General features: G+C 67.0%; 14 protein-coding genes and 1 pseudogene. 6 read left to right on the top strand and 9 right to left on the bottom strand.

All coding sequences use genetic code 11. The features are described from left to right. Positions 1–155: 155 nt before the first annotated feature. The 4 genes and pseudogenes from HY058_08920 to HY058_08935 all read right to left on the bottom strand — a co-directional run bounded on the left by HY058_08920 (position 156) and on the right by HY058_08935 (position 2,903). Positions 156–548 (bottom strand): c-type cytochrome, encoded by a 393-nt coding sequence (locus HY058_08920; protein ID MBI3497409.1) that lies wholly within the window; start codon positions 546–548, stop codon positions 156–158. A 121-nt stretch (positions 549–669) separates the two neighbouring features. Further along, positions 670–1,004 (bottom strand): annotated as a pseudogene (locus HY058_08925) (cytochrome c family protein). A 151-nt stretch (positions 1,005–1,155) separates the two neighbouring features. Continuing rightward, positions 1,156–1,758 carry a ferritin-like domain-containing protein gene (locus HY058_08930; GenBank protein ID MBI3497410.1) on the bottom strand — a complete coding sequence of 201 codons (603 nt, stop codon included), beginning with the start codon at positions 1,756–1,758 and terminating at the stop codon, positions 1,156–1,158. Between the two features lie 242 nt (positions 1,759–2,000). Further along, the gene (locus HY058_08935; protein MBI3497411.1) at positions 2,001–2,903 is read right to left on the bottom strand and encodes a dihydrodipicolinate synthase family protein; all 903 of its coding nucleotides are present in this window, start codon (positions 2,901–2,903) and stop codon (positions 2,001–2,003) included. 94 nt (positions 2,904–2,997) lie between these two features. On the opposite strand from HY058_08935, the gene HY058_08940 reads away from it, so the two are divergent. Further along, positions 2,998–4,281 (top strand): glycerate kinase, encoded by a 1,284-nt coding sequence (locus HY058_08940; protein ID MBI3497412.1) that lies wholly within the window; start codon positions 2,998–3,000, stop codon positions 4,279–4,281. A 29-nt stretch (positions 4,282–4,310) separates the two neighbouring features. Then, complete coding sequence (pyk, locus tag HY058_08945; GenBank protein MBI3497413.1) at positions 4,311–5,729, top strand: pyruvate kinase; 1,419 nt, start codon at positions 4,311–4,313, stop codon at positions 5,727–5,729. A gap of 358 nt (positions 5,730–6,087) precedes the next feature. On the opposite strand, the gene HY058_08950 is transcribed toward pyk, so the two are convergent. From HY058_08950 to HY058_08970, 5 genes are all read right to left on the bottom strand, one after another. Continuing rightward, positions 6,088–6,384: a hypothetical protein gene (locus tag HY058_08950; protein MBI3497414.1), complete on the bottom strand. Its 297-nt coding sequence runs from the start codon at positions 6,382–6,384 to the stop codon at positions 6,088–6,090. Between the two features lie 110 nt (positions 6,385–6,494). After that, positions 6,495–7,376, bottom strand: a complete 882-nt coding sequence (locus HY058_08955) for a DUF2066 domain-containing protein (protein MBI3497415.1) — start codon at positions 7,374–7,376, stop codon at positions 6,495–6,497. 93 nt (positions 7,377–7,469) lie between these two features. Continuing rightward, the gene (locus HY058_08960; protein ID MBI3497416.1) at positions 7,470–8,660 is read right to left on the bottom strand and encodes an MFS transporter; all 1,191 of its coding nucleotides are present in this window, start codon (positions 8,658–8,660) and stop codon (positions 7,470–7,472) included. A gap of 32 nt (positions 8,661–8,692) precedes the next feature. After that, entirely contained in the window at positions 8,693–9,670 is a 978-nt protein-coding gene (locus tag HY058_08965) for an agmatinase (protein ID MBI3497417.1), read from the bottom strand. 13 nt (positions 9,671–9,683) lie between these two features. Further along, positions 9,684–10,844 (bottom strand): iron-containing alcohol dehydrogenase, encoded by a 1,161-nt coding sequence (locus HY058_08970; GenBank protein MBI3497418.1) that lies wholly within the window; start codon positions 10,842–10,844, stop codon positions 9,684–9,686. A gap of 118 nt (positions 10,845–10,962) precedes the next feature. On the opposite strand from HY058_08970, the gene HY058_08975 reads away from it, so the two are divergent. The 4 genes from HY058_08975 to HY058_08990 all read left to right on the top strand — a co-directional run bounded on the left by HY058_08975 (position 10,963) and on the right by HY058_08990 (position 18,395). Continuing rightward, the gene (locus HY058_08975; protein ID MBI3497419.1) at positions 10,963–12,258 is read left to right on the top strand and encodes a glycosyltransferase; all 1,296 of its coding nucleotides are present in this window, start codon (positions 10,963–10,965) and stop codon (positions 12,256–12,258) included. A 129-nt stretch (positions 12,259–12,387) separates the two neighbouring features. After that, positions 12,388–15,138, top strand: coding sequence for an EAL domain-containing protein (locus HY058_08980; protein ID MBI3497420.1), 2,751 nt, complete (start codon positions 12,388–12,390; stop codon positions 15,136–15,138). Positions 15,139–15,299: 161 nt separating this feature from the next. Continuing rightward, positions 15,300–16,535 (top strand): class I SAM-dependent methyltransferase, encoded by a 1,236-nt coding sequence (locus tag HY058_08985; protein MBI3497421.1) that lies wholly within the window; start codon positions 15,300–15,302, stop codon positions 16,533–16,535. Positions 16,536–16,709: 174 nt separating this feature from the next. Then, complete coding sequence (locus tag HY058_08990; protein ID MBI3497422.1) at positions 16,710–18,395, top strand: formate--tetrahydrofolate ligase; 1,686 nt, start codon at positions 16,710–16,712, stop codon at positions 18,393–18,395. Positions 18,396–18,624: the final 229 nt, after the last annotated feature.

An 18,624-nucleotide genomic window follows, 5' to 3' on the forward strand; every position in this document is an offset into this window, starting at 1 on the left:
AACTGCTACTACAAACCGCCAGGACCCAAGACCATGCGCGACGGCTGGAACCAGCTCGCCGCCAGGATGGAAGGCTATGCCCTTGCTACCCAAGGCCAAGATCCGTGAATCCCATAGCCCCGTGGGAGAGGTAACGAATAAGCGCACATGCCGCGCTACTTCCCGGACTCGCGCTTCAGATAGGCGATGATGGCGGCGCGGTCCTCGGCCGCGGGGATGCGGTAGTTCATGCGCTGGCCGGGGATGAGGGCCTCGGGGTTGGTGAGCCAGCGGTCGAGAGTCGTCGCATCCCAGAGGATATCGGCGCCCCGCAATGCCGGCGAGTAATCGAAGTCGGCGAGGCTGCCGGCCTTGCGCCCATAGACGCCGCGATGCATCGGGCCCTCGCCCTGAAAATCGAGCGCATGGCAATTGACGCAGGTGCGATCCCAGAGACGCTTGCCGGCCTCCGCATCGCCCGGCGCCTGAGCGGCAGCGCCGTCGCTCTGTGCGAGTGTCGCGAAGAGAACGGAGATCAAGAGAACGTCGGCGCGTATCGACTTGCCCATGACCGCCTGGTTTGGCGATTTCCCCCGCGTCATTATGACCGGAAAGGCACGGCCTAGCCCCCTGGAATTCTGCTGGGAGGAAATTCGACCGGGATAAATCGCGACGACCTTAGGTCTCAGGTCAGCGCCGGGATGCCCGCTTCAGGAAGGCGATGATGTCGGAGCGGGTCTCGGCACCGTTCACGCGGAAATTCATGCGCTGGCCGGCAATGAAGGCCTCCGGGTTGGTTAGCCAGCGATCCAGCGTGGCCTCGTCCCAGACGATCGAGGCGGCTCGGAGCGCCGGGGAATAGTCGAAATCCGGAAGGCTGCCGGCCTTGCGGCCATAGACGCCCGGTGCTTGGGACCGACCCGGTTGAAATCGAGGGCATGACAGCCGGTGCAGGTGAACTCGTAGAGCTCGGCGCCGGCATCGGCATCGCCGGCGGCCTTGGTGCCGGACGCGGCAAAGGCCAAGGCGAGGACGAGGAAAAGCGCGGCGAGATTGCGCATGGGGGATCGTTGAAGGTGCAAGGGACAAACGATTCGGGAGGGGGCTCACGCCCCCTCCCGCGCCCTGCCCGGGGGCTTGGACAGGGCGTCTGGGCGAAGAGGACCCTGACGCCCTCTAGGCCCCGAAGGTGAGCGCCTTCGCCGGGAGGTTCTCGGCCAAAGCGCCGGTGAGTGCCGTCCAATGCATGGTCTCGTCGGCGGCGAGCCGGGCCGAAACCTGGGCCAGGCCGCTGTCCTTGAACGAGGGGATCACGCCGAGATAGGCGTTGGCGGCACCCCGCTCCAAGCGCGCCGCCAGCTTCAGAACATCGGTCTGGCTCTTCAGCGTGGCGGCATTGAGCGCGGTTGCGTAGTCGCTCTTCGCCTTCTCGGCGACCGGAGTGCCGCCGAGCTTGCGGATGGTGGCGATGAGCGCGTCGCGATGCTCCTTGTGATGGCTCTGAAAGAGCACGGCCACGTCCAAGACCGGCTTCTGCAAGAGCCCGCTCTCGGCGCCGAGCTGATAGGCGTTGATCGCCTCGTGCTCGAGGCCGAGCGCCACATTCAGGATTTTCGCGTCGTTTGCCGGATCCGACATGCTTTGCTGCGCCAGGCTCTCGCAGCCGACGATCATGGCGACCGCGGTCGCGGACAGCACGGCTTTGCCGCTGCCGGAGAGAAAGCCGCGGCGGCTTGGCTGAATGAGAGTCGAGGTCGGAATCGACGGAGTGTTCGCCATGGTGATCTCTGTCCTTCGAATGGGGATCGGTGGCGATCGCTCTCCAATCAGCGATCGCCATGGATACGAGCCGATCCCCGGAGCGGATGCATCGAGGCGGAGACGTCACGCAGGCGTGATCGGGTCGAGACGCGCCGGTCCGCGGACTCGGCATGCCGCAAAGACAAGGCACCGCCGCGGCCGGTGGCCGTAGCGATGCCGCCGATCGCCCCTTCTACGAGGCGACCGGTATTTTGGATCGGCTAAGCCGCGAGCTTCGGGCGCGCGTCCATTGCCCGGCGGATGATCTGCTGGATGCGCTCGCGCTCGGCCCCTTCCAGCTTGAGGCGCGGCGGCCGCACCATCTCCGAGCCGAAGCCGGCCATCGCCTGGGCGAGCTTGATGTACTGCACCAGCTTGGAATGGCAGTCCAGATGCAGGAGCGGCATGAACCAGCGATAGAGCTCGCGCGCCTCCTTGGTGCGGCCGGCCAAGGCCAGCTCGTAGAGCCGCGCCGATTCCGCCGGAAACGCATTGGTCAGGCCCGAGACCCAGCCGACCGCGCCCAGCATCATGCTCTCCAGGATGAGGTCGTCGACGCCGCAGAACATGATGTAGCGGTCGCCGCAGGCGTTGATCACGTCGGTCAAGCGGCGGATGTCGTCGGAGGATTCCTTGATCGAAACGATGGTCTTCTCCTCGGCGAGCTCGACGAAGTGCTCGGGCTTGAGATCGACGCCGTACACGATCGGGTTGTTGTAGACCATGATCGGCAAGCTGGAGCCGCGCGCGACGGCGCGGAAATGCGCCACCGCCTCGCGGCCGTCGGCCTTGTAGACCATCGAGGGCAGCACCATCAGCCCATCGGCGCCGAGCTTCGCCATCTCGCCGGCATAGCGGATGGCGAGCGGCGTGGTGAACTCGGCCACACCGGAGAGGATCGGGACCCGGCCGCGCGCCGTCTCCTTCGCTTGGCGGATGACCGCAAGCTTCTCCGGCCATTCGAGCGAGCAGTTCTCGCCGACGGTGCCCAGCATGATGAGGCCGTGCACGCCCGAGCGGATCAGCCGCTCGATATGCGCTGCGGTCGCCGGCAGGTCGAGCGCGCCATCATCCTTGAACTGGGTGGTGACCGCCGGAAACACGCCCTTCCAATCGACCCGCATCACTCATCTCCCTGGCCTGGAGGCCGCATGGCGCAACCGTATCGGCTGGCGAGCGCTTTGGCTAGTATCGGCGCCGAAAATCGGGGAGAGGCGAATGGCATCGGCTGGGATGGATGCACGCGTGAAGCTGCGCCGGCTGTTCGACGCCGGTATCGAGGCAGCCGACCCCAGGCGCGTGGTGCCGAAGCATCTGCCGCCCAAGCCCAAGGGCCGCACCGTGGTGGTCGGGGCCGGCAAGGCCGCTGCCTCGATGGCGCTGGCGGTGGAAGAGCATTGGTCGGGGCCGCTGAGCGGCGTCGTGGTGACGCGCTACGGCCAGGCCCTGCCCTGCCGCTCCATCGAGGTGATGGAATCCTCCCATCCCGTGCCCGATGCCGCCGGTGCGGCGGCGGCCGAACGCATCTTGGCCGCGGTCGGCGGGCTCGGCGCCGACGATCTGGTGCTGGCGCTGATCTCAGGCGGCGCCTCCGCCTTGATGCCGTTGCCCGCCCCCGGCATCAGCCTCGCGGATAAGCAGCAGGTAAACCAGGCGCTGCTCCGTTCGGGTGCGGCCATCGACGAGATGAACGTCGTGCGCAAGCATCTCTCGGCGATCAAGGGCGGGAGGCTCGCGGCCGCTTCCTATCCAGCCGAGATCGTCTCGCTCATCATCTCCGACGTGCCGGGCGACGATCCGGCGATCATCGGCTCGGGCCCGACGGTGCCCGATCCCTCGACCTTCGCCGATGCGCGCGCGGTCTTGGCGAAATATCGGATCGAGCCGCCGGAGACGGTCGCCCGCCGCCTCGAGAGAGCGAGCGACGAGACCCCGAAGCCGGGAGACCCCAGCCTCGCCCGTGCGCGCCTCAGGCTCATCGCCCGGCCGCTCGATGCGCTCGAGCGCGCCGCTGAGCGCGCGCGCGATCTCGGATTGCGGCCGCTCATCCTGGGCGACGCGATCGAGGGCGAGGCCCGCGAGGTCGCCCGCGCCATGGCCGGAATCGCTCTGGCCTCGGTCCGGCACGGCCATCCGGTGGCGCCGCCGGCGGTCCTGCTGTCGGCCGGCGAGGCGACCGTGACCGTGCGCGGCCACGGTAGGGGCGGCCGCAACACCGAATTCCTGCTGGCGCTGGCCTTGGCGCTGGGTGGGCACCGGCAAATCGCCGCGATCGCCTGCGGCACCGACGGGGTCGACGGCACCGAGGACAATGCCGGCGCCCTCATCCTTCCCGACACGCTTCTCCGTGCCGCCCGGCTCGGAGTCGATGCCGAGGCGAGCCTCGCCGACAATGATGCCTATAGCTTCTTCAAGGCGGTCGGCGATCTCGTCGTCACCGGCCCGACTCTGACCAATGTCAACGACTTCCGAGCCATTCTGGTGGCGCCGGCCGCGATCTGAGGGCAGCATAGCGGTCGGGGAGGCCAGGCATGCGTCGGACGAGATCCGCCAAGATCGTAGCCACGTTGGGGCCGGCGAGTTCCGGCTTGAGCGAGATCCGCCAGCTGTTTCACGCTGGCGCCGACGTGTTTCGCCTCAATTTCAGCCATGGCGAGCACGCCGACCACAAGGCGCGCTTCGATGCGATCCGCGCGCTCGAGAGCGAGCTCGGCCGCCCCATCGGCATCATGATGGATCTGCAGGGCCCGAAGCTCCGCGTCGGCCGCTTCGCCGGCGGGCGGGTGACGCTCGTCGCCGGCAACGCGTTCCGCCTCGATCTCACCGAAGCCCTCGGCGACGACACGCGCGTGAGCCTGCCCCATCCGGAAGTGTTCGCAGCGCTCGAGCCCGGCACCGCGCTGCTCCTCGACGATGGCAAGATCCGGCTCGAGGTCAAGGAGTGCGGTGCCGACTTCGCCGTGGCCCGGGTGGCGACCGGAGGCACGCTTTCCGACCGCAAGGGCGTCAACGTCCCCAACGCGGTGCTGCCGCTGACGCCGTTGACGCCGAAGGATCTGCGCGACCTCGCCTTCGGGCTCACGCTCGGCGTCGATGTGGTGGCCCTCTCCTTCGTGCAGCGGCCGGAGGACGTGGCCGCGGCGCGGCGTCTCATTCAAGGCCGGGCCGCGATCCTGGTGAAGCTGGAGAAGCCGGCCGCCATCGAGCATCTGGACGAGCTCATCGAGCGGGCGGATGCGGTCATGGTCGCGCGCGGCGATCTCGGCGTCGAGCTGCCGCCGGAAGACGTGCCCAGCCTGCAGAAGCAGATCGTCCGGGCCTGCCGCCGCGCCGGCAAGCCGGTGGTGGTGGCAACCCAGATGCTGGAGTCGATGGTGCATTCGCCGGCACCCACCCGGGCCGAGGCCTCCGACGTCGCCACCGCCGTCTATGACGGTGCGGATGCGGTGATGCTGTCGGCGGAGACGGCCTCGGGCGACTATCCCTTGGAAGCCATCACCATGATGGACCGCATCATCCAACGCACCGAGCGGGATCCGCTCTACCGCGCGATGATGGATGCGGTGCATGCCGATCCGGAGCCGACCACCGCCGATGCGATCAGTGCCGCGGCCCGCCAGGTCGCCCATACGGTGAGTGCGGCCTGCATCGTCACCTTCACCAATTCCGGCTCGACCGCGCTCCGAGCCGCCCGCGAGCGCCCCGATGCGCCGATCCTGGGCCTCACTGCCAATCTCACTACGGCGAGGCGGCTCGCCTTTCTCTGGGGCGTGCATTGGGTGCACACCGAGGACATCCACGACTTCGCCGAGATGGTCGCCAAGGCAACCGCGATCGCCGGCCATGACGGCTTCGCCGAACCGGGCAAGCGCATCGTCATCACCGCCGGCGTTCCCTTCGGCACGCCGGGTGCGACCAACGTGCTGAGGATCGCCAGGGTCGGGGAGTAGCGGGGGCTCCAGATTTAATTCGGGCAACGTATTTGAGGTGCTAACGCGAGCGTGACCCGTAGTAGTGCCCGAAAACAAGGGTGACGACAGGCAAGACCATTACCTTGCCCAAATCCATGAGGTCGGCAGTCACATTTTCGCCGCGCGCGATTCCACGATATGCCAAATACGCGACAACGACCGCTATGAAGCAAAAATACGCTCGGGTAACCCACACGGCCACATGTGACCTGGTCCTCGCAGCGGAAGCGGCGACCAGTGCCGCCATCGCACGCTCGAGATTCGGCACCTCGGCGGCCGCTCGCTCAACGGCTTCGAGAGCCGCCCTGGCATCCGTTTCAGATTCTTGATTGGGCACTCAGTCTCGCGCTGTCGATGTTCCAGTCGTGATGAGGGCCGCCGCAGAACTAGATGTCGTGCTGGTATTGGCAGCCATATCCTTAACCAGCCTGAACATCCTATTCCGGATATCTTCAAGCCGTTTTTTTTCAGATTCGGATTCCGGAGGAAGCTTACTTATAACGTCTTCCAGCTCCTGGACCGTCTTAAAGAAATGGCGGGAAACTTCGACCTGACGATTGATTGCGTCTTTGAGCGCCTCAGCCTCTTTGATAGCAGTCGACGCCTCAGTACCGCTGAACCGGACGATAGGCATCTGGACTAATCCGATCTTGAGCAGCGCTATACGCTAGCGCCGGGGTATCTATTGCACAAATAGTGATTGTTCACTCCACATTTTAGGTGTTCCCGAGGCTCTGTGGCTTACTACTCCGGCCCGCCATGGCCCGATGCGAGGCGGACGACACCGCGCACGACGTCCCGGAACGCCTCGTCGTAGCTGACGCCGCTGATGCGCCAGGTGTAGTCGACGCCTTGCCATCGCATCCGCCACTCACCGACCCAACCCGGCACAGCCTCCTTGAACTCGAGCGTGCCGGCGACCACCGCCTGGTCGGGGCGATCGCCGCGTTCAGGCGAGGGGAAGGCGCCGGGAGCGACACCCCAGCCAGCGAGATCGGCTTCGCTCGGGATGCGCAAGGCAATGCCGTATTCGCGTGCCCGATCGGCGAAGGAGGTGCGCTGATCGGCGGCGTTCTGGTTGTCGATGCTGAGGAGATAGGCATTGCCGGAGAAGCCGCGGATCGACAGCACCGGAACGATGGTCGGCCGCTCGCGGCGCCACACACGCTCGCCCAAATCGGCCAGCACCTTGTCGATCTTCACCGTATCGAAGCGGGCTGTCAGCGCGTGCGGCCGATCGGTGGTGCCTTGGTCGTCCTTGATCCGCTGCCCGGCCATCATGTCGCGGTGGTCGAAGGCGACGAGGAGCGGCTCGGGATGCTGCGCCAGCTCGGCCACGCGCGGATCCAGAGCCAGCTTGGGCTCGCCGGACAATTTCACCAGAACCTCGCGCAAGCACTGGCCGAGGCTCTCGGGATGCTGGCGCATGTCGGTGCCGGTGACGATGACGGTCGCCTGGTACAAGTCGCCGAAGTCCAGCGACTTGGCATAGCCCTGGGACGAGTCGCCGACCTCCAGCGACCTGGCGAAACCCTGGGCGTCGGCCGGAGACGCGAGGCCAAGGATGGCAAGCGTCGCGAGCGTCGCCGCGGTGCGCGGCCAGTGCCGGAGGTGCCGAATCCGCATCGCTCGCCCCATCTCGCTCCCTAACCTATATTTCTCAATAAAGCAGTTAGATCGAGGCGGAGGCTAGTCCGTCCTCGGAGGCGGCGCAACGGGTCAGCTCGTTGGCTTGCGCAAGAGCAGGATCGACAGGCCGGCGCTGGCGGCGATCCCGCCCACCAAGGCATAGCCGACAAGAAATGAATCGGTGAGACCGAGCACCAGGCTGAAGAGGCTGGGCGTGGCCATGACGCCGCCGAAGGTCAGGAAGAAGGTGCCGCCGGTCACCTCGCCCGCCTGACCGGCGGGTGCCAGGCGTGCCAGCTGCGCCAGATGCACGCCGTTCCAGGCCCCGGCAGTGGCGCCGAAGCAGACGGAGACGGCGATGAGGACGGCGAAGGGCCAGGTGGCGCTGGCCATGCCGGTCAGAAGCGCAAACAGGCCCATGGCGAGCCCGAGGCCGCCCAGGACCGTCATCGGCGGCACCAGCCGATCGGCAACGATGCCCCAGAGGATGCGGCCGGCGGTGGCGCCTACCTGCGAGGTCGCGAGCACGATCCCGGCGGCGACCAGCGGCATGCCGAGATCGCGATTGAGGAAGGTCACGAGGAAGGTCGAGAGCGAGGACTGCATGCCGGCGAAGACGAAGGAGGCGAAGGCGAGCCGCCGGATCGCCGGGGTGGCGAAGACGACCCGGAGCGGCCGCAGCACATGGCCGAGGGAGAGGACCGGGCGCATGGGGTCGCGCTCGCGGTCGGTCTCGGCGCGCATCGGCTCGAGGGCGATGGCAAAGACGAGGCAGATTCCGGTACCAATCAGGCTGGCCACGCGCCAGCCCGCCCACAAGGTCAAGGCCGGCAGCGCCACGCCGGCCAGCATGAAACCGAGAGGCACGCCCGTTTGCTTGATCGAGAAGACGAGATTGAGCCATGCCTGCGGCGTGCCGCGGGCGAGGATGGCGGAGGAGGCCGGCGTCACCGGCCCGTAGCCGGCGCCGATGGCGAGTGCCGCCAAGATGAGGGCCGGCAGCGTGCCCACCGACAAGACGGCCATGGAGAGGGCGGCGAGCACCAGGCAGGCCTGGCTCACCCGCATGGCGCCGTAGCGGTGGATGAAGCCGCCGCTCACCAGCCCCGAGCACGCGGCGATGCCGTAGACGAGGGAGACGAACAGGCCGATGAGGTGCGGATCGAGGCCGAGATCGGCGGCGATCGGCGGCGCCAGCACCGGGGCGACGAGGGCCGCATAAGCGACCAGCACCTGGATGAAGAGGGTGGCGAGAAGCGAAAGGACCAGCCCCGTCGCCACCGGTGTCGCCCGCTCCCTACTCCGCTGCCCCCCTACTCTGCCGCCTTCGGCTGGCTCCGCCGTGCCGCCAAGGCATCGGCCACCACGCACAGCTCCTCGAACATGATGGAGGCGCCGACCAGTGCGGTGTTGCCGCTGGGATCGAAGGGGGGAGCCACCTCGACCACATCGCCGCCGATGAGGTCGAGGCCGCGCAGGCCCCGGATCATCAGCTGCGCCTCCAAGGTGGTGAAGCCGCCGACTTCCGGCGTGCCGGTGCCCGGCGCGTAGACCGGGTCGAGACCGTCGACATCGAAGCTGATGTAGGTCGGGCCCTCGCCCGCCACGCGCCGCGCCTCCTCGATCACCCGCTTCACGCCGAGCTCGTAGAGCTCCTCCATGTAGACGACGCGCATGCCGGAATCATGGCTGAACTTCCAGATGTCGATGTCGTTGAGACCGCCGCGGATGCCGATCTGGATGGTGCGCTTGGGGTCGAGCAGCCCCTCCTCCACCGCGCGGCGAAACGGCGCGCCATGATGGAACTTCGATCCGAGATAGTCGTCGCCGGTGTCGCAATGGGCATCGAAATGCACCATGCCGACGGGACGATGGCGGGCGATGCCGCGAAAGATCGACAGCGTGATCGAATGGTCGCCGCCGACCGAGATCGGCGTGATCCCGGCCGCGTGCACCCGCCGGTAGAACTCGGCGATCTCCTCCAGGCTCGTCTCCAGGTTGAACGGGCGCTCGACCCAGGCATCGCCCAGATCGGCCACGCGCGCCAGATCATAGGGAGAGATGCGCGATGCCTGGTTGATCTTGCGCATCAGGCTGGACGAGTTGCGCACCTCGCGCGGCCCGTGCCTGGCCCCAGTTCGGTTGGTGACGCCGCCATCGAAGGGCACGCCGATGAAGCCGATGTCCACGCCCCGCCAATCCTCGCCAGCATAGGGTGCGCGCATGAAGGTGGGGATGCCGGTATAGCGCGGCCGCACCATCGGGTCGGCGAATTCTTTTGAATGGCTCATGACGTGGCTCCGTTCAGGCATAGACCTGCTTGTAGAGGTCGACGATTTCGGCCGCGGACGGCACGCGCGGATTGTTGCCGGGCGAGCCCGAGGCCAGCGCCTGACTCGCCATGGTCTCAAGCAGGCTCTGATAGCGCTGGGCCTCGATGCCATAGGCCTTCGGCGTCGGCACCTTGAGGTCGGCATTCAATCGCTGAAGGGCCTCCAATAGCCGTGCCACCGCCCCCTGATTGCCTTCTTCGGCACCGGCGACACCCATGCTGCGCGCGCAATCCGCATAGCGCTCGAGCGCCGCCTCGGCCGAGAAGGCGGTGATCGCCGGCAGCAGCATGGCGTTCGACAAGCCGTGAGGCACATGGAAGAAGGCGCCGATGGGCCGGCTCATGCCATGGACCAGGCACACCGAGGAATTGGAGAAGGCCATGCCGGCTTGGGTGGCACCCAGCATCATCTCCTCGCGGGCAGCGGGGTTGTCCGGCTCGAAGCAGGCTTGGCGGATGTATTTGGCGATTCGCCGCATGGCGGCAAGGGCGAAGCTGTCGGCATAAGGGTTGTGCCGCTTAGAGACATAGGCCTCGATCGCATGGGTCAGGGAATCGATGCCGGTATCCGCGGTCAGCCGAAACGGCATGCCCATGGTCAGCTCATAATCGACGATGGCGGCGGCGGGAAGGCAGCCGAGGCCGGCGATCAGCATCTTCTCGTCGGTCTCGGTATCGGTGATGACGCAAAACCGCGTCACCTCCGAGCCGGTCCCCGCCGTGGTTGGAATGCAGATGACGGGGACGGCGGATTTGTCCGCCTGCTTCGGCACCTTGTGCTCGCGCATGGCCCCGCCCATGGCGGCCTGCACGCTCATCGCCTTCGCGGTGTCCATCGGGCTGCCGCCGCCAAAGGCGATGAGCGAATCATAGGCCGAGGATCTGAGCCTGCCGACTCCGACCTCGACCACCGCCGTGGTCGGGTCCGGCACGGTATCGGCAAAGAGATCCCATTTGATCCGTCCCTGGTCCAGGGCGTCGGTCAGCCGGGAGAGCAGGCCGGAGTCGCGCATGAACGCGTCGCTCACGATCAAAGGCCGCTTCACATTGAGCCGCTCGAGGACGGACGCCGCCTCCTTGACCGCCCCGCCGCCGATCGACATCAGCCGGGGCCCCTGGATCATGGCTGCCATTGCCTGCCTCCCGAGTGTCCCAAACAAGCCTAGCGCAACTCGGCAGGCGCCGGGAGGGTGGCCCTCGTTCCGACCCCTGCTGGTTGCAGCCGCCGCCGATCCGCGCTACCGAGCCTCGATGCGGGGGCTCTCCAGGATCGCTTGGCTCGGACGCGAGGCCGTCTTTGCCGCGGGCGTGCTCGCCAGGATGGTCTATGAGCATCTGCCGGAACCGGCAAGGCGCTTGGCGTGGCGATGGCTGCGCGGCCGGCGGGCGCCGGCGATGCCGGCCTCGACGGCGCCGCTGTCCCTTGCCGCGCGCGATCGTGCCATTCTCGTAATCGACGCGCACACGCCGCGCCTCGGCCAGGACGCCGCATCGCTGGCGACGATCGAGCTCCTCCGCGCCGTCGAGGATCTGGGCTACGCCGCCCGCTTCGCCGCGGTCGAGGGACCGGCCTATGCCGGAGGCGACAGCGAAGCCTTGCGCCAGGCAGGGGTGGCGACGATCCATCCGCCGGAAGATCGCTCGCTCGCCGATCATCTTCGCCGCGCCGGCGAGGGCATCGCTGCGGTCGTGCTGGTGCGCCATGGGGTCGCCCGGCGGTGGCTGGAGCCGATCCGCCGGGCCTTGCCCGGCCGCCCGGTGCTGTTTCTCGACGCCGACCTGCACTCCCTCCGCGAGGCGCGGCGGGCCGAGGTCGCCGACTCTCCGGTGCTGGCCTGGTCCGCCCGGCGCACCAAGCGCCTGGAGCTGTCGGTGATCGATCGGGTGGACGCGACCATCGTCCACAGCCCGGTCGAGCGCGACCTCATTCTCGAGGAACGCCCGAAGGTACGAGTTCAGGTGTGGGTATGGCCGGTCGAGCCGAAACCGACGCCGAAGCCGTTCGAGCTCCGCCGGGATCTGGTGTTCCTCGGCGGCTATCGCCACACGTCTAATCTCGACGGTGCCCGGTGGTTCGTCGGGTCGGTGCTGCCGCTCATTCGCCGGGATTTGCCCGATCTCTGCCTCCGGCTGGTGGGCAGCAATCCGAGCAGGGCGCTCGCCGATTTGGCGGGAGAGGGTGTGGTGGTGGTGGGCCCGGTCGACGATCTCAGCCAGGAATTCGGCAATGCCCGCCTGTTCGTGGCCCCGCTGCGCTACGGCGCCGGCCTCAAGGGAAAGGTTCTGGACGCCGTCGCATTCGGATTGCCGACGGTGCTGACCTCGATCGCAGCCGAAGGCAGCGGCTTCGAACATGAGCTGGATACGCTCATCGCCGATACGCCAGTGGCCTTTGCCGAGGCGGTGAGCCGCCTCTATCGCGATGCGGATTTGTGGGCTCGGCTGCGCGAAGCATCGCTGCGGCGGCTGGGCCGGAGCTTTTCCAGGCAAGTACAAACTAAGAGTCTTGCGGAGCTTTTTATTAAATTGGATTTGCCGGTTAATTGAGGAAAGCTCGAACTTTAACCAGCGATCAACTCTTCGAGGCGGATGCTCTGCCGCGATGGCAATGCCTTCGACAGCGCGGCACGTCCGGCTCTACCCTAGGCCCGGCGGACAAAGCGCGGGGTCACGGTGATGTGGACGCCGACAATTCTTGGCACGGCGGCGAGCCTGGCAGCGGTCGTCTGGGTCGTGGCCGCGATCGTCGATCGCCTCGGCCGTCGCCGGCTCGCGCCGACTCCGCCCGAGATCCTCCTCCTCGCGGCCTCGACCATCCTCTTGCTCTTGGCCTTGCAGACGCTCTGGGAACCCGGCGCCGTCGGCCGCCTCGACAGCGAAGCGGTGCGGGAGGCCATGGGCCTGAGGAGCGCGCTCGCCGCCGCCGCCCTCCTCGGCTTCCTCGCCCCCACGCTCTGGCGGATCACCGCCAGGCTTCAGGCACATCGGCACCGGCTCTTGGAGCTCGAGCGCGCCGAAGAGGGCTACCGACGGCTATTCGAGCATTCAAGCGAGGGCTGCTATCTCGCCACCGGCGATGGCCGCCTTCTCAGGGTCAACCAGACCTTCGCGCGGCTTCTGGGATATGAGGCGGTGGAATCCTGCGTCGGCACGAGCCAATGGGCTTATGTGCCCTATCTCGTTCCCGGTCGGCGCGAGCAGCTGGTGGCGGTGCTTCAGCGCGACGGCACGGTCGCCGGCTTCGAGAGCCAGATAAGGCGCCGCGACGGCAGCGTCGCCTGGATCTCGGAGTCGGTTCATGCCGTTCGCGCCGCCGACGGCAGCATCCACGGCTACGAGGGCAAGCTCGTCGACATCACCGCCACCAGGCAGGCGGATGAGCAGCGCCGCCGCATGTTCGATCTGTCCCAGGACGTGCTCTGCATCGCTTCCGCCGACGGCAAGTTCGTGCAGGCCAATGCGGCTCTGACCCGCGCGCTTGGCTACAGCGAGAGCGAATTGAAGCGGTTGAGCTTCACCGAGCTCCTGCATCCGGAGGACCGGCTCGGCGCCGCGGTCGAGCTCCGGCGGCTGGCGCTGGGCGTGCCGATCGTCAATTTCCTCGCCCGCTGCCGCAGCAAGGACAGCGTCTACCGCTCGCTCAGCTGGACCTCGGTGCCGGTCGGCGGCGTCTGCTACATGATCGCCCGGGACTTGACCTCCCAGGAGCGTATCGAGCGGCAGCTCCGGCTGGCGGCAACCGTGTTCGAGACGGCGACGGAGGCAGTCATCGTGACCGATGCCCATGGCCGCATCCTCAAGGTCAATCCGGCCTTCACCGCGATCACCGGCTACCGCGAGGACGAGGTTCTGGGCCAGCACCAGCGCATCTTCTCCTCCGACCGCCAGGACGAAGGCTTCTACGAGGCGATGGGCCACGTGCTGCAGACCACCGGGCATTGGCAGGGCGAGATCTGGAACCGGCGGAAGAACGGCGAGCTCTACGCCGAATGGCTGTCGATGGCCTCGGTCACCGACGGCGCCGGCCGGATCGTGCATTTCGTCGGCGTCTTCAGCGACATCACCCGGCGCAAGCGCGACGAGGAGCGGATCCGCTATCAGGCGAATTTCGACGTGCTGACGGGCCTGGTCAACCGCTGGCAGTTCCAAGGAAGGCTGGAGCAGGCGGTGGAGCGTGCCCGGCGCAACCACGGCCGCATCAGCCTGCTCATCGTCGATATCGACCATTTCAAGTTCATCAACGACAGCCTCGGTCATGGCTCCGGCGACGCGCTCCTGAAGGAGGTGGGCCAGCGGCTCACCACCTGCGTGCGCGAGAACGACACGGTGGCCCGCATCGGCGGCGACGAATTCGCCATCATCATCAGCGAGAGCCGCGACCACGACCAGGTGACCGCCTTCGCCAAGCGGGTGCTGGCGGCCTTGGGCGAGCGCTTCCAGGTCAAGGACAGCGAGGTGGTGATCAGCGCCTGCGTCGGCATCGCCATGTTCCCGGCCCATGCCGAGACCGTGGATGAGCTCGTCAGGAACGCGGCCACCGCCATGTCCCATGCCAAGGAGCAGGGGCGGCATACGCTCCAGCTCTATACCGACGACATGGCGACCCGGGCGATCGAGCGGTTCCAGCTCGAGGCCAGCCTCAGGCGCGCCCTCGAGCAGGACGAGTTCGAGCTGCATTTCCAGCCGCAGGTGGACCTCGACACCTGGCGCATCGTCGGCGCCGAGGCGCTCATTCGCTGGCGGCAGAAGGACCGGCTGGTGGCGCCCGGCGAGTTCATCGCCGAGGCCGAGGCGTCGGGATTGATCGTGCCGATCGGCGATTGGGTGCTGCGCGCGGTGTGCCGGCAGATCGTGGCCTGGCAGGCCGCCGGCATCGCGCCCCCCCGCATCGGCATCAACCTTTCCTTCAAGCAGTTCCGCAAGCCCGACTTCCTCGCCGGCGTCAAGCGGACCTTGGCCGAGGCGGCCATCGACGCCAACGGCCTGCAATTCGAGCTGACCGAGAGCCTGGTCATGCACGACGCCGATGCGGTCATCAACCTCCTGGAAGCCATCCGCGATCTCGGCATCGAGCTGGCGATCGACGATTTCGGCACCGGCTACTCCTCGCTCAACCGGCTGAAGCGGTTGCCGGTCAGCATCCTCAAGATCGACCGCAGCTTCGTCAGCGAGGTCACCACCAGCCAGGGCGACGCCGAGATCGCCAGCGCCATCATCGCCATGGCCCACAGTCTCAACCTCCGGGTGGTGGCCGAAGGGGTGGAGACCGAGGCTCAGCTCGGCTTCATGCGCGCCCATGGCTGCGATGTCATTCAGGGCTATCACGTCTCCAAGCCCTTGGCGGCCGACGCCTTCACCGAGTTCCTGCTGGGTTGGGGCCGCAAGCACGGCCCCCGGCTGGTCTCGGTCAAGGGGACCGCCGCCTAGTAGGCGGGCGCCGGGACCGAGCCCAAATCCCTATAATTGGCGGCTCCGCGACCGCCTGGCGATTTGCAAGCGATTACGGGCTCTTGCCGAGCGAGCGGGTCCTTGCATAGACTTCCCTGTCCGGGAGTACAGGCCGGACTTCGCGGCAGAGAGTTGAGCCCATGCTGGCCGGAATTCTCTTCTCTCGCTTAATCCAGGTCGGAAGCCTCACGGTCATCGACAGCGCCGGCCATAGCCATCGCTACGGCACGGGCGAGCCGCACATCGTCATGCGCCTGCACGACCGCCGGCTCCACACAAGGTTCCTGCTGCAGCCCTCGCTGGCCTTGGGCGAAGGCTACATGGACGGCACGCTCACGGTCGAGAACGCCTCGCTCTACGACCTCGTCGATCTCCTGGCGCAGAACATCATGCTGGCCGAGCAGCTGCCGATCACCAAGTTCGTGCGCAAGCTCGGCTACGCCGTGCGCTTCCTGCACCAGCGCAACCCGATCCAGCTGGCCCGCAAGCACGTGGCGCATCACTACGATCTGTCGATCGATCTCTATCGGATGTTTCTCGACACCGATCTGCAATATTCCTGCGCCTATTTCCCCGAGCCGACCATGAGCCTCGATCAGGCGCAGCGGGCGAAGCAGGCGCTCATCGCCTCCAAGCTGCTGCTGGCGCCTGGCCAGCGCGTGCTCGACATCGGCTCCGGCTGGGGCGGGCTGGCGCTCTACCTCGCCCGTCAGCACGGGGTGGACGTGACCGGGCTCACCTTGTCCAAGGAGCAGGCGAAGGTGGCGACCGAGCGGGCGCGCCAGGCCGGGCTTGCCGACCGGGTCCGCTTCCACGTCCGCGACTACCGCGAGGAGACCGGCTGCTACGACCGGATCGTCTCGGTCGGCATGTTCGAGCATGTGGGCGTGCGCCACTACGGCGAATATTTCGCCTCGATGAAGACGCTCTTGGCAGAGAACGGCGTGGCGCTCCTGCACACCATCGGGCGCACGGACATACCGGGCTCGACCAATCCGTGGCTGCGCAAGTACATCTTCCCCGGCGGCTATTCGCCGGCCCTATCGGAGATTTCCGGCGCGATCGAGCCCACCGGCCTCATCGTCGCCGACATCGAGATCCTGCGTCTGCACTATGCCACGACGCTCGCCCATTGGCGGCAGCGCTTCGAGGCGAACCGCTCGCGGGCGGCGGCGCTCTTTGATGAGCGCTTCTGCCGGATGTGGGAATTCTACCTCGTCGGCTCCGAGCTGGCCTTCCGGCGGATGGCGATGGTGGTGTTTCAGCTGCAGATCGTCCGCGACCAGACCGCGGTCCCGCTCGTGCGCGACTATCTCTGGGAGAACCGTCCTTCCCTGCCGGCCGACGTGCCGCCGCTGCAGAGCGTCGGCGAGTGAGGGCGGCGGCTGGAGAAGCGGTCGTAGCGCGCGCACGCCAGCATTCCCATCCGATCCCGCCCTATTCTCCGCCCTTGACCATGCCGTCCTAGGCAAGGGACAAGGCGTTCGTAAGACGCCATCCTGGCGACCCAGACCCCGCGCCAATCGCCAATAAGAGGATCGAGCCCGCCCGTGCCCCAATCCCCCGTCCCTTCCGACATCGAGATCTCCCGCCGAGCGAAGCTGCAGCCGATCGAGGCGATCGGCGACAAGCTCGGTATCCCAGCCGCAGCCTTGTTCCGCTACGGGCCGTACAAGGCCAAGGTCGCCTTCGACTATCTCGATGGGCTCAAGAGCCGGCCGGACGGCAAGCTCATCCTGGTGACGGCGATCACGCCCACCCCAGCCGGCGAAGGCAAGACCACCACCACCGTCGGCTTGGGCGACGCCCTCAACCGCATCGGCAAGCACGCCGTCATCTGCCTGCGCGAGCCCAGCCTCGGGCCTTGCTTCGGCATGAAGGGCGGGGCGGCCGGCGGCGGCTACGCGCAGGTGGCGCCGATGGAAGACATCAACCTGCATTTCACCGGCGACTTCCATGCCGTCGGCGCCGCCAACAACCTGTTGGCCGCCCTCATCGACAATCACATCTACTGGGGCAATTCGCTCGGCCTCGACCCCAGGCGGATCACCTGGCGCCGCGCCCTCGACATGAACGACCGGGCGCTCCGCCAGATCGTCTCCTCGCTGGGCGGTGTGGCCAACGGCTTCCCCAGAGAGGACGGCTTCGACATCACGGTCGCATCCGAGGTCATGGCGATCTTCTGCCTCGCCACCAGCCTCGCCGATCTCAAGGAGAAGCTCGGCCGCATCGTCGTCGGCCAGACCCGCGATCGTCGCTTCGTCACCGCCGAAGACCTCAAGGCGGCGGGCTCCATGGCGGCCCTCCTCCGCGACGCGCTGATGCCCAATCTGGTGCAGACCCTGGAAGGCAGCCCCGCCTTCATCCATGGCGGGCCGTTCGCCAATATCGCCCATGGCTGCAACTCGGTCATGGCCACCGGCACGGCGCTCAAGCTCAGCCAATACGTCGTCACCGAAGCCGGCTTCGGCGCCGATCTCGGCGCGGAGAAGTTCTTCGACATCAAGTGCCGCAAGACCGGCATGACGCCGGCCGCCGCCGTGGTCGTCGCCACCGTGCGCGCGCTCAAGATGCATGGCGGTGTCGCCAAGGAGAACCTGGCCAAGGAAGACCTGCCGGCGCTCGAGCAGGGCTTCGCCAACCTGCAGCGCCATCTCCGCAACATCGGCCGCTTCGGCGTCCCGGTGGCGGTTGCCATCAACCGCTTCGGCACCGATACACCCGCCGAGATCCAGGCGATCCAGCGGCGCTGCCAATCCGTGGGCGTGAGCGCCTTCCTCTGCACCCACTGGGCCGATGGCAGCACCGGTGCTGCCGATCTGGCGCAAGCCGTGGTCGGGTTGGCTGAGGGCAAAGCCGGACCGTTCCAGACGCTCTACGGCGATGAATTGCCGCTGGCGGAGAAGGTTAGGACCATCGCCAGGGTCATCTACGGGGCCGCCGACATCCAGCTCGACAAGCAAGCCGTCAACGACTTTGCCGATTTCGAGAAGGCCGGCTTCGGCAACCTGCCGGTCTGCATGGCGAAGACCCAGTTCAGCTTCACCGCCGATGCCGCCGTCAAGGGGGCACCGTCCGGCCATGTGCTGCCGGTGAGGGGTGCCCGGCTCTCCGCCGGCGCCGGCTTCGTGGTGGCGCTCTGCGGCGACATCATGACCATGCCCGGCCTACCGAAGGCGCCGGCCGCGCACAACATCACCGTCAACGCCAAGGGCGAGATCGACGGGTTGTTTTAGGCGTCGGCCCTGAATGCCCCCACCCCAACCCTCCCCCAACAAGTTGGGGGAGGGAGCAGAAGAGCATCTGGCTCCCTCCTCCGCGCGTTAGCCGATCTTCGCGGATTGGCGATGTTTGAAGATACCAAGTGATTGATTTCACTAAGGCTGGGTATTGAAGGTCTGCACTACAGCGGGTTTGGCTGCGGCGCCTGTGCGGCAGTGATTTTCGGCGGGCGCTGCGGGGGCA

The organism is Pseudomonadota bacterium (assembly GCA_016195085.1).
Classification (GTDB): Bacteria; Pseudomonadota; Alphaproteobacteria; order SHVZ01; family SHVZ01; genus JACQAG01.

Excerpts from the sequence above, each read along its gene's own strand:
- HY058_08930 (MBI3497410.1), bottom strand. The coding sequence starts at position 1,758 with ATGGCGAACACTCCGTCGATTCCGACCTCGACTCTCATTCAGCCAAGC.
- HY058_08950 (MBI3497414.1), bottom strand. The coding sequence starts at position 6,384 with ATGCCTATCGTCCGGTTCAGCGGTACTGAGGCGTCGACTGCTATCAAA.
- HY058_08920 (MBI3497409.1), bottom strand. The coding sequence starts at position 548 with ATGGGCAAGTCGATACGCGCCGACGTTCTCTTGATCTCCGTTCTCTTC.
- HY058_08940 (MBI3497412.1), top strand. The coding sequence starts at position 2,998 with ATGGCATCGGCTGGGATGGATGCACGCGTGAAGCTGCGCCGGCTGTTC.
- HY058_08975 (MBI3497419.1), top strand. The coding sequence starts at position 10,963 with ATGCGGGGGCTCTCCAGGATCGCTTGGCTCGGACGCGAGGCCGTCTTT.
- HY058_08935 (MBI3497411.1), bottom strand. The coding sequence starts at position 2,903 with ATGCGGGTCGATTGGAAGGGCGTGTTTCCGGCGGTCACCACCCAGTTC.
- HY058_08955 (MBI3497415.1), bottom strand. The coding sequence starts at position 7,376 with ATGCGGATTCGGCACCTCCGGCACTGGCCGCGCACCGCGGCGACGCTC.
- HY058_08985 (MBI3497421.1), top strand. The coding sequence starts at position 15,300 with ATGCTGGCCGGAATTCTCTTCTCTCGCTTAATCCAGGTCGGAAGCCTC.
- HY058_08970 (MBI3497418.1), bottom strand. The coding sequence starts at position 10,844 with ATGGCAGCCATGATCCAGGGGCCCCGGCTGATGTCGATCGGCGGCGGG.
- pyk (MBI3497413.1), top strand. The coding sequence starts at position 4,311 with ATGCGTCGGACGAGATCCGCCAAGATCGTAGCCACGTTGGGGCCGGCG.
- HY058_08980 (MBI3497420.1), top strand. The coding sequence starts at position 12,388 with ATGTGGACGCCGACAATTCTTGGCACGGCGGCGAGCCTGGCAGCGGTC.
- HY058_08965 (MBI3497417.1), bottom strand. The coding sequence starts at position 9,670 with ATGAGCCATTCAAAAGAATTCGCCGACCCGATGGTGCGGCCGCGCTAT.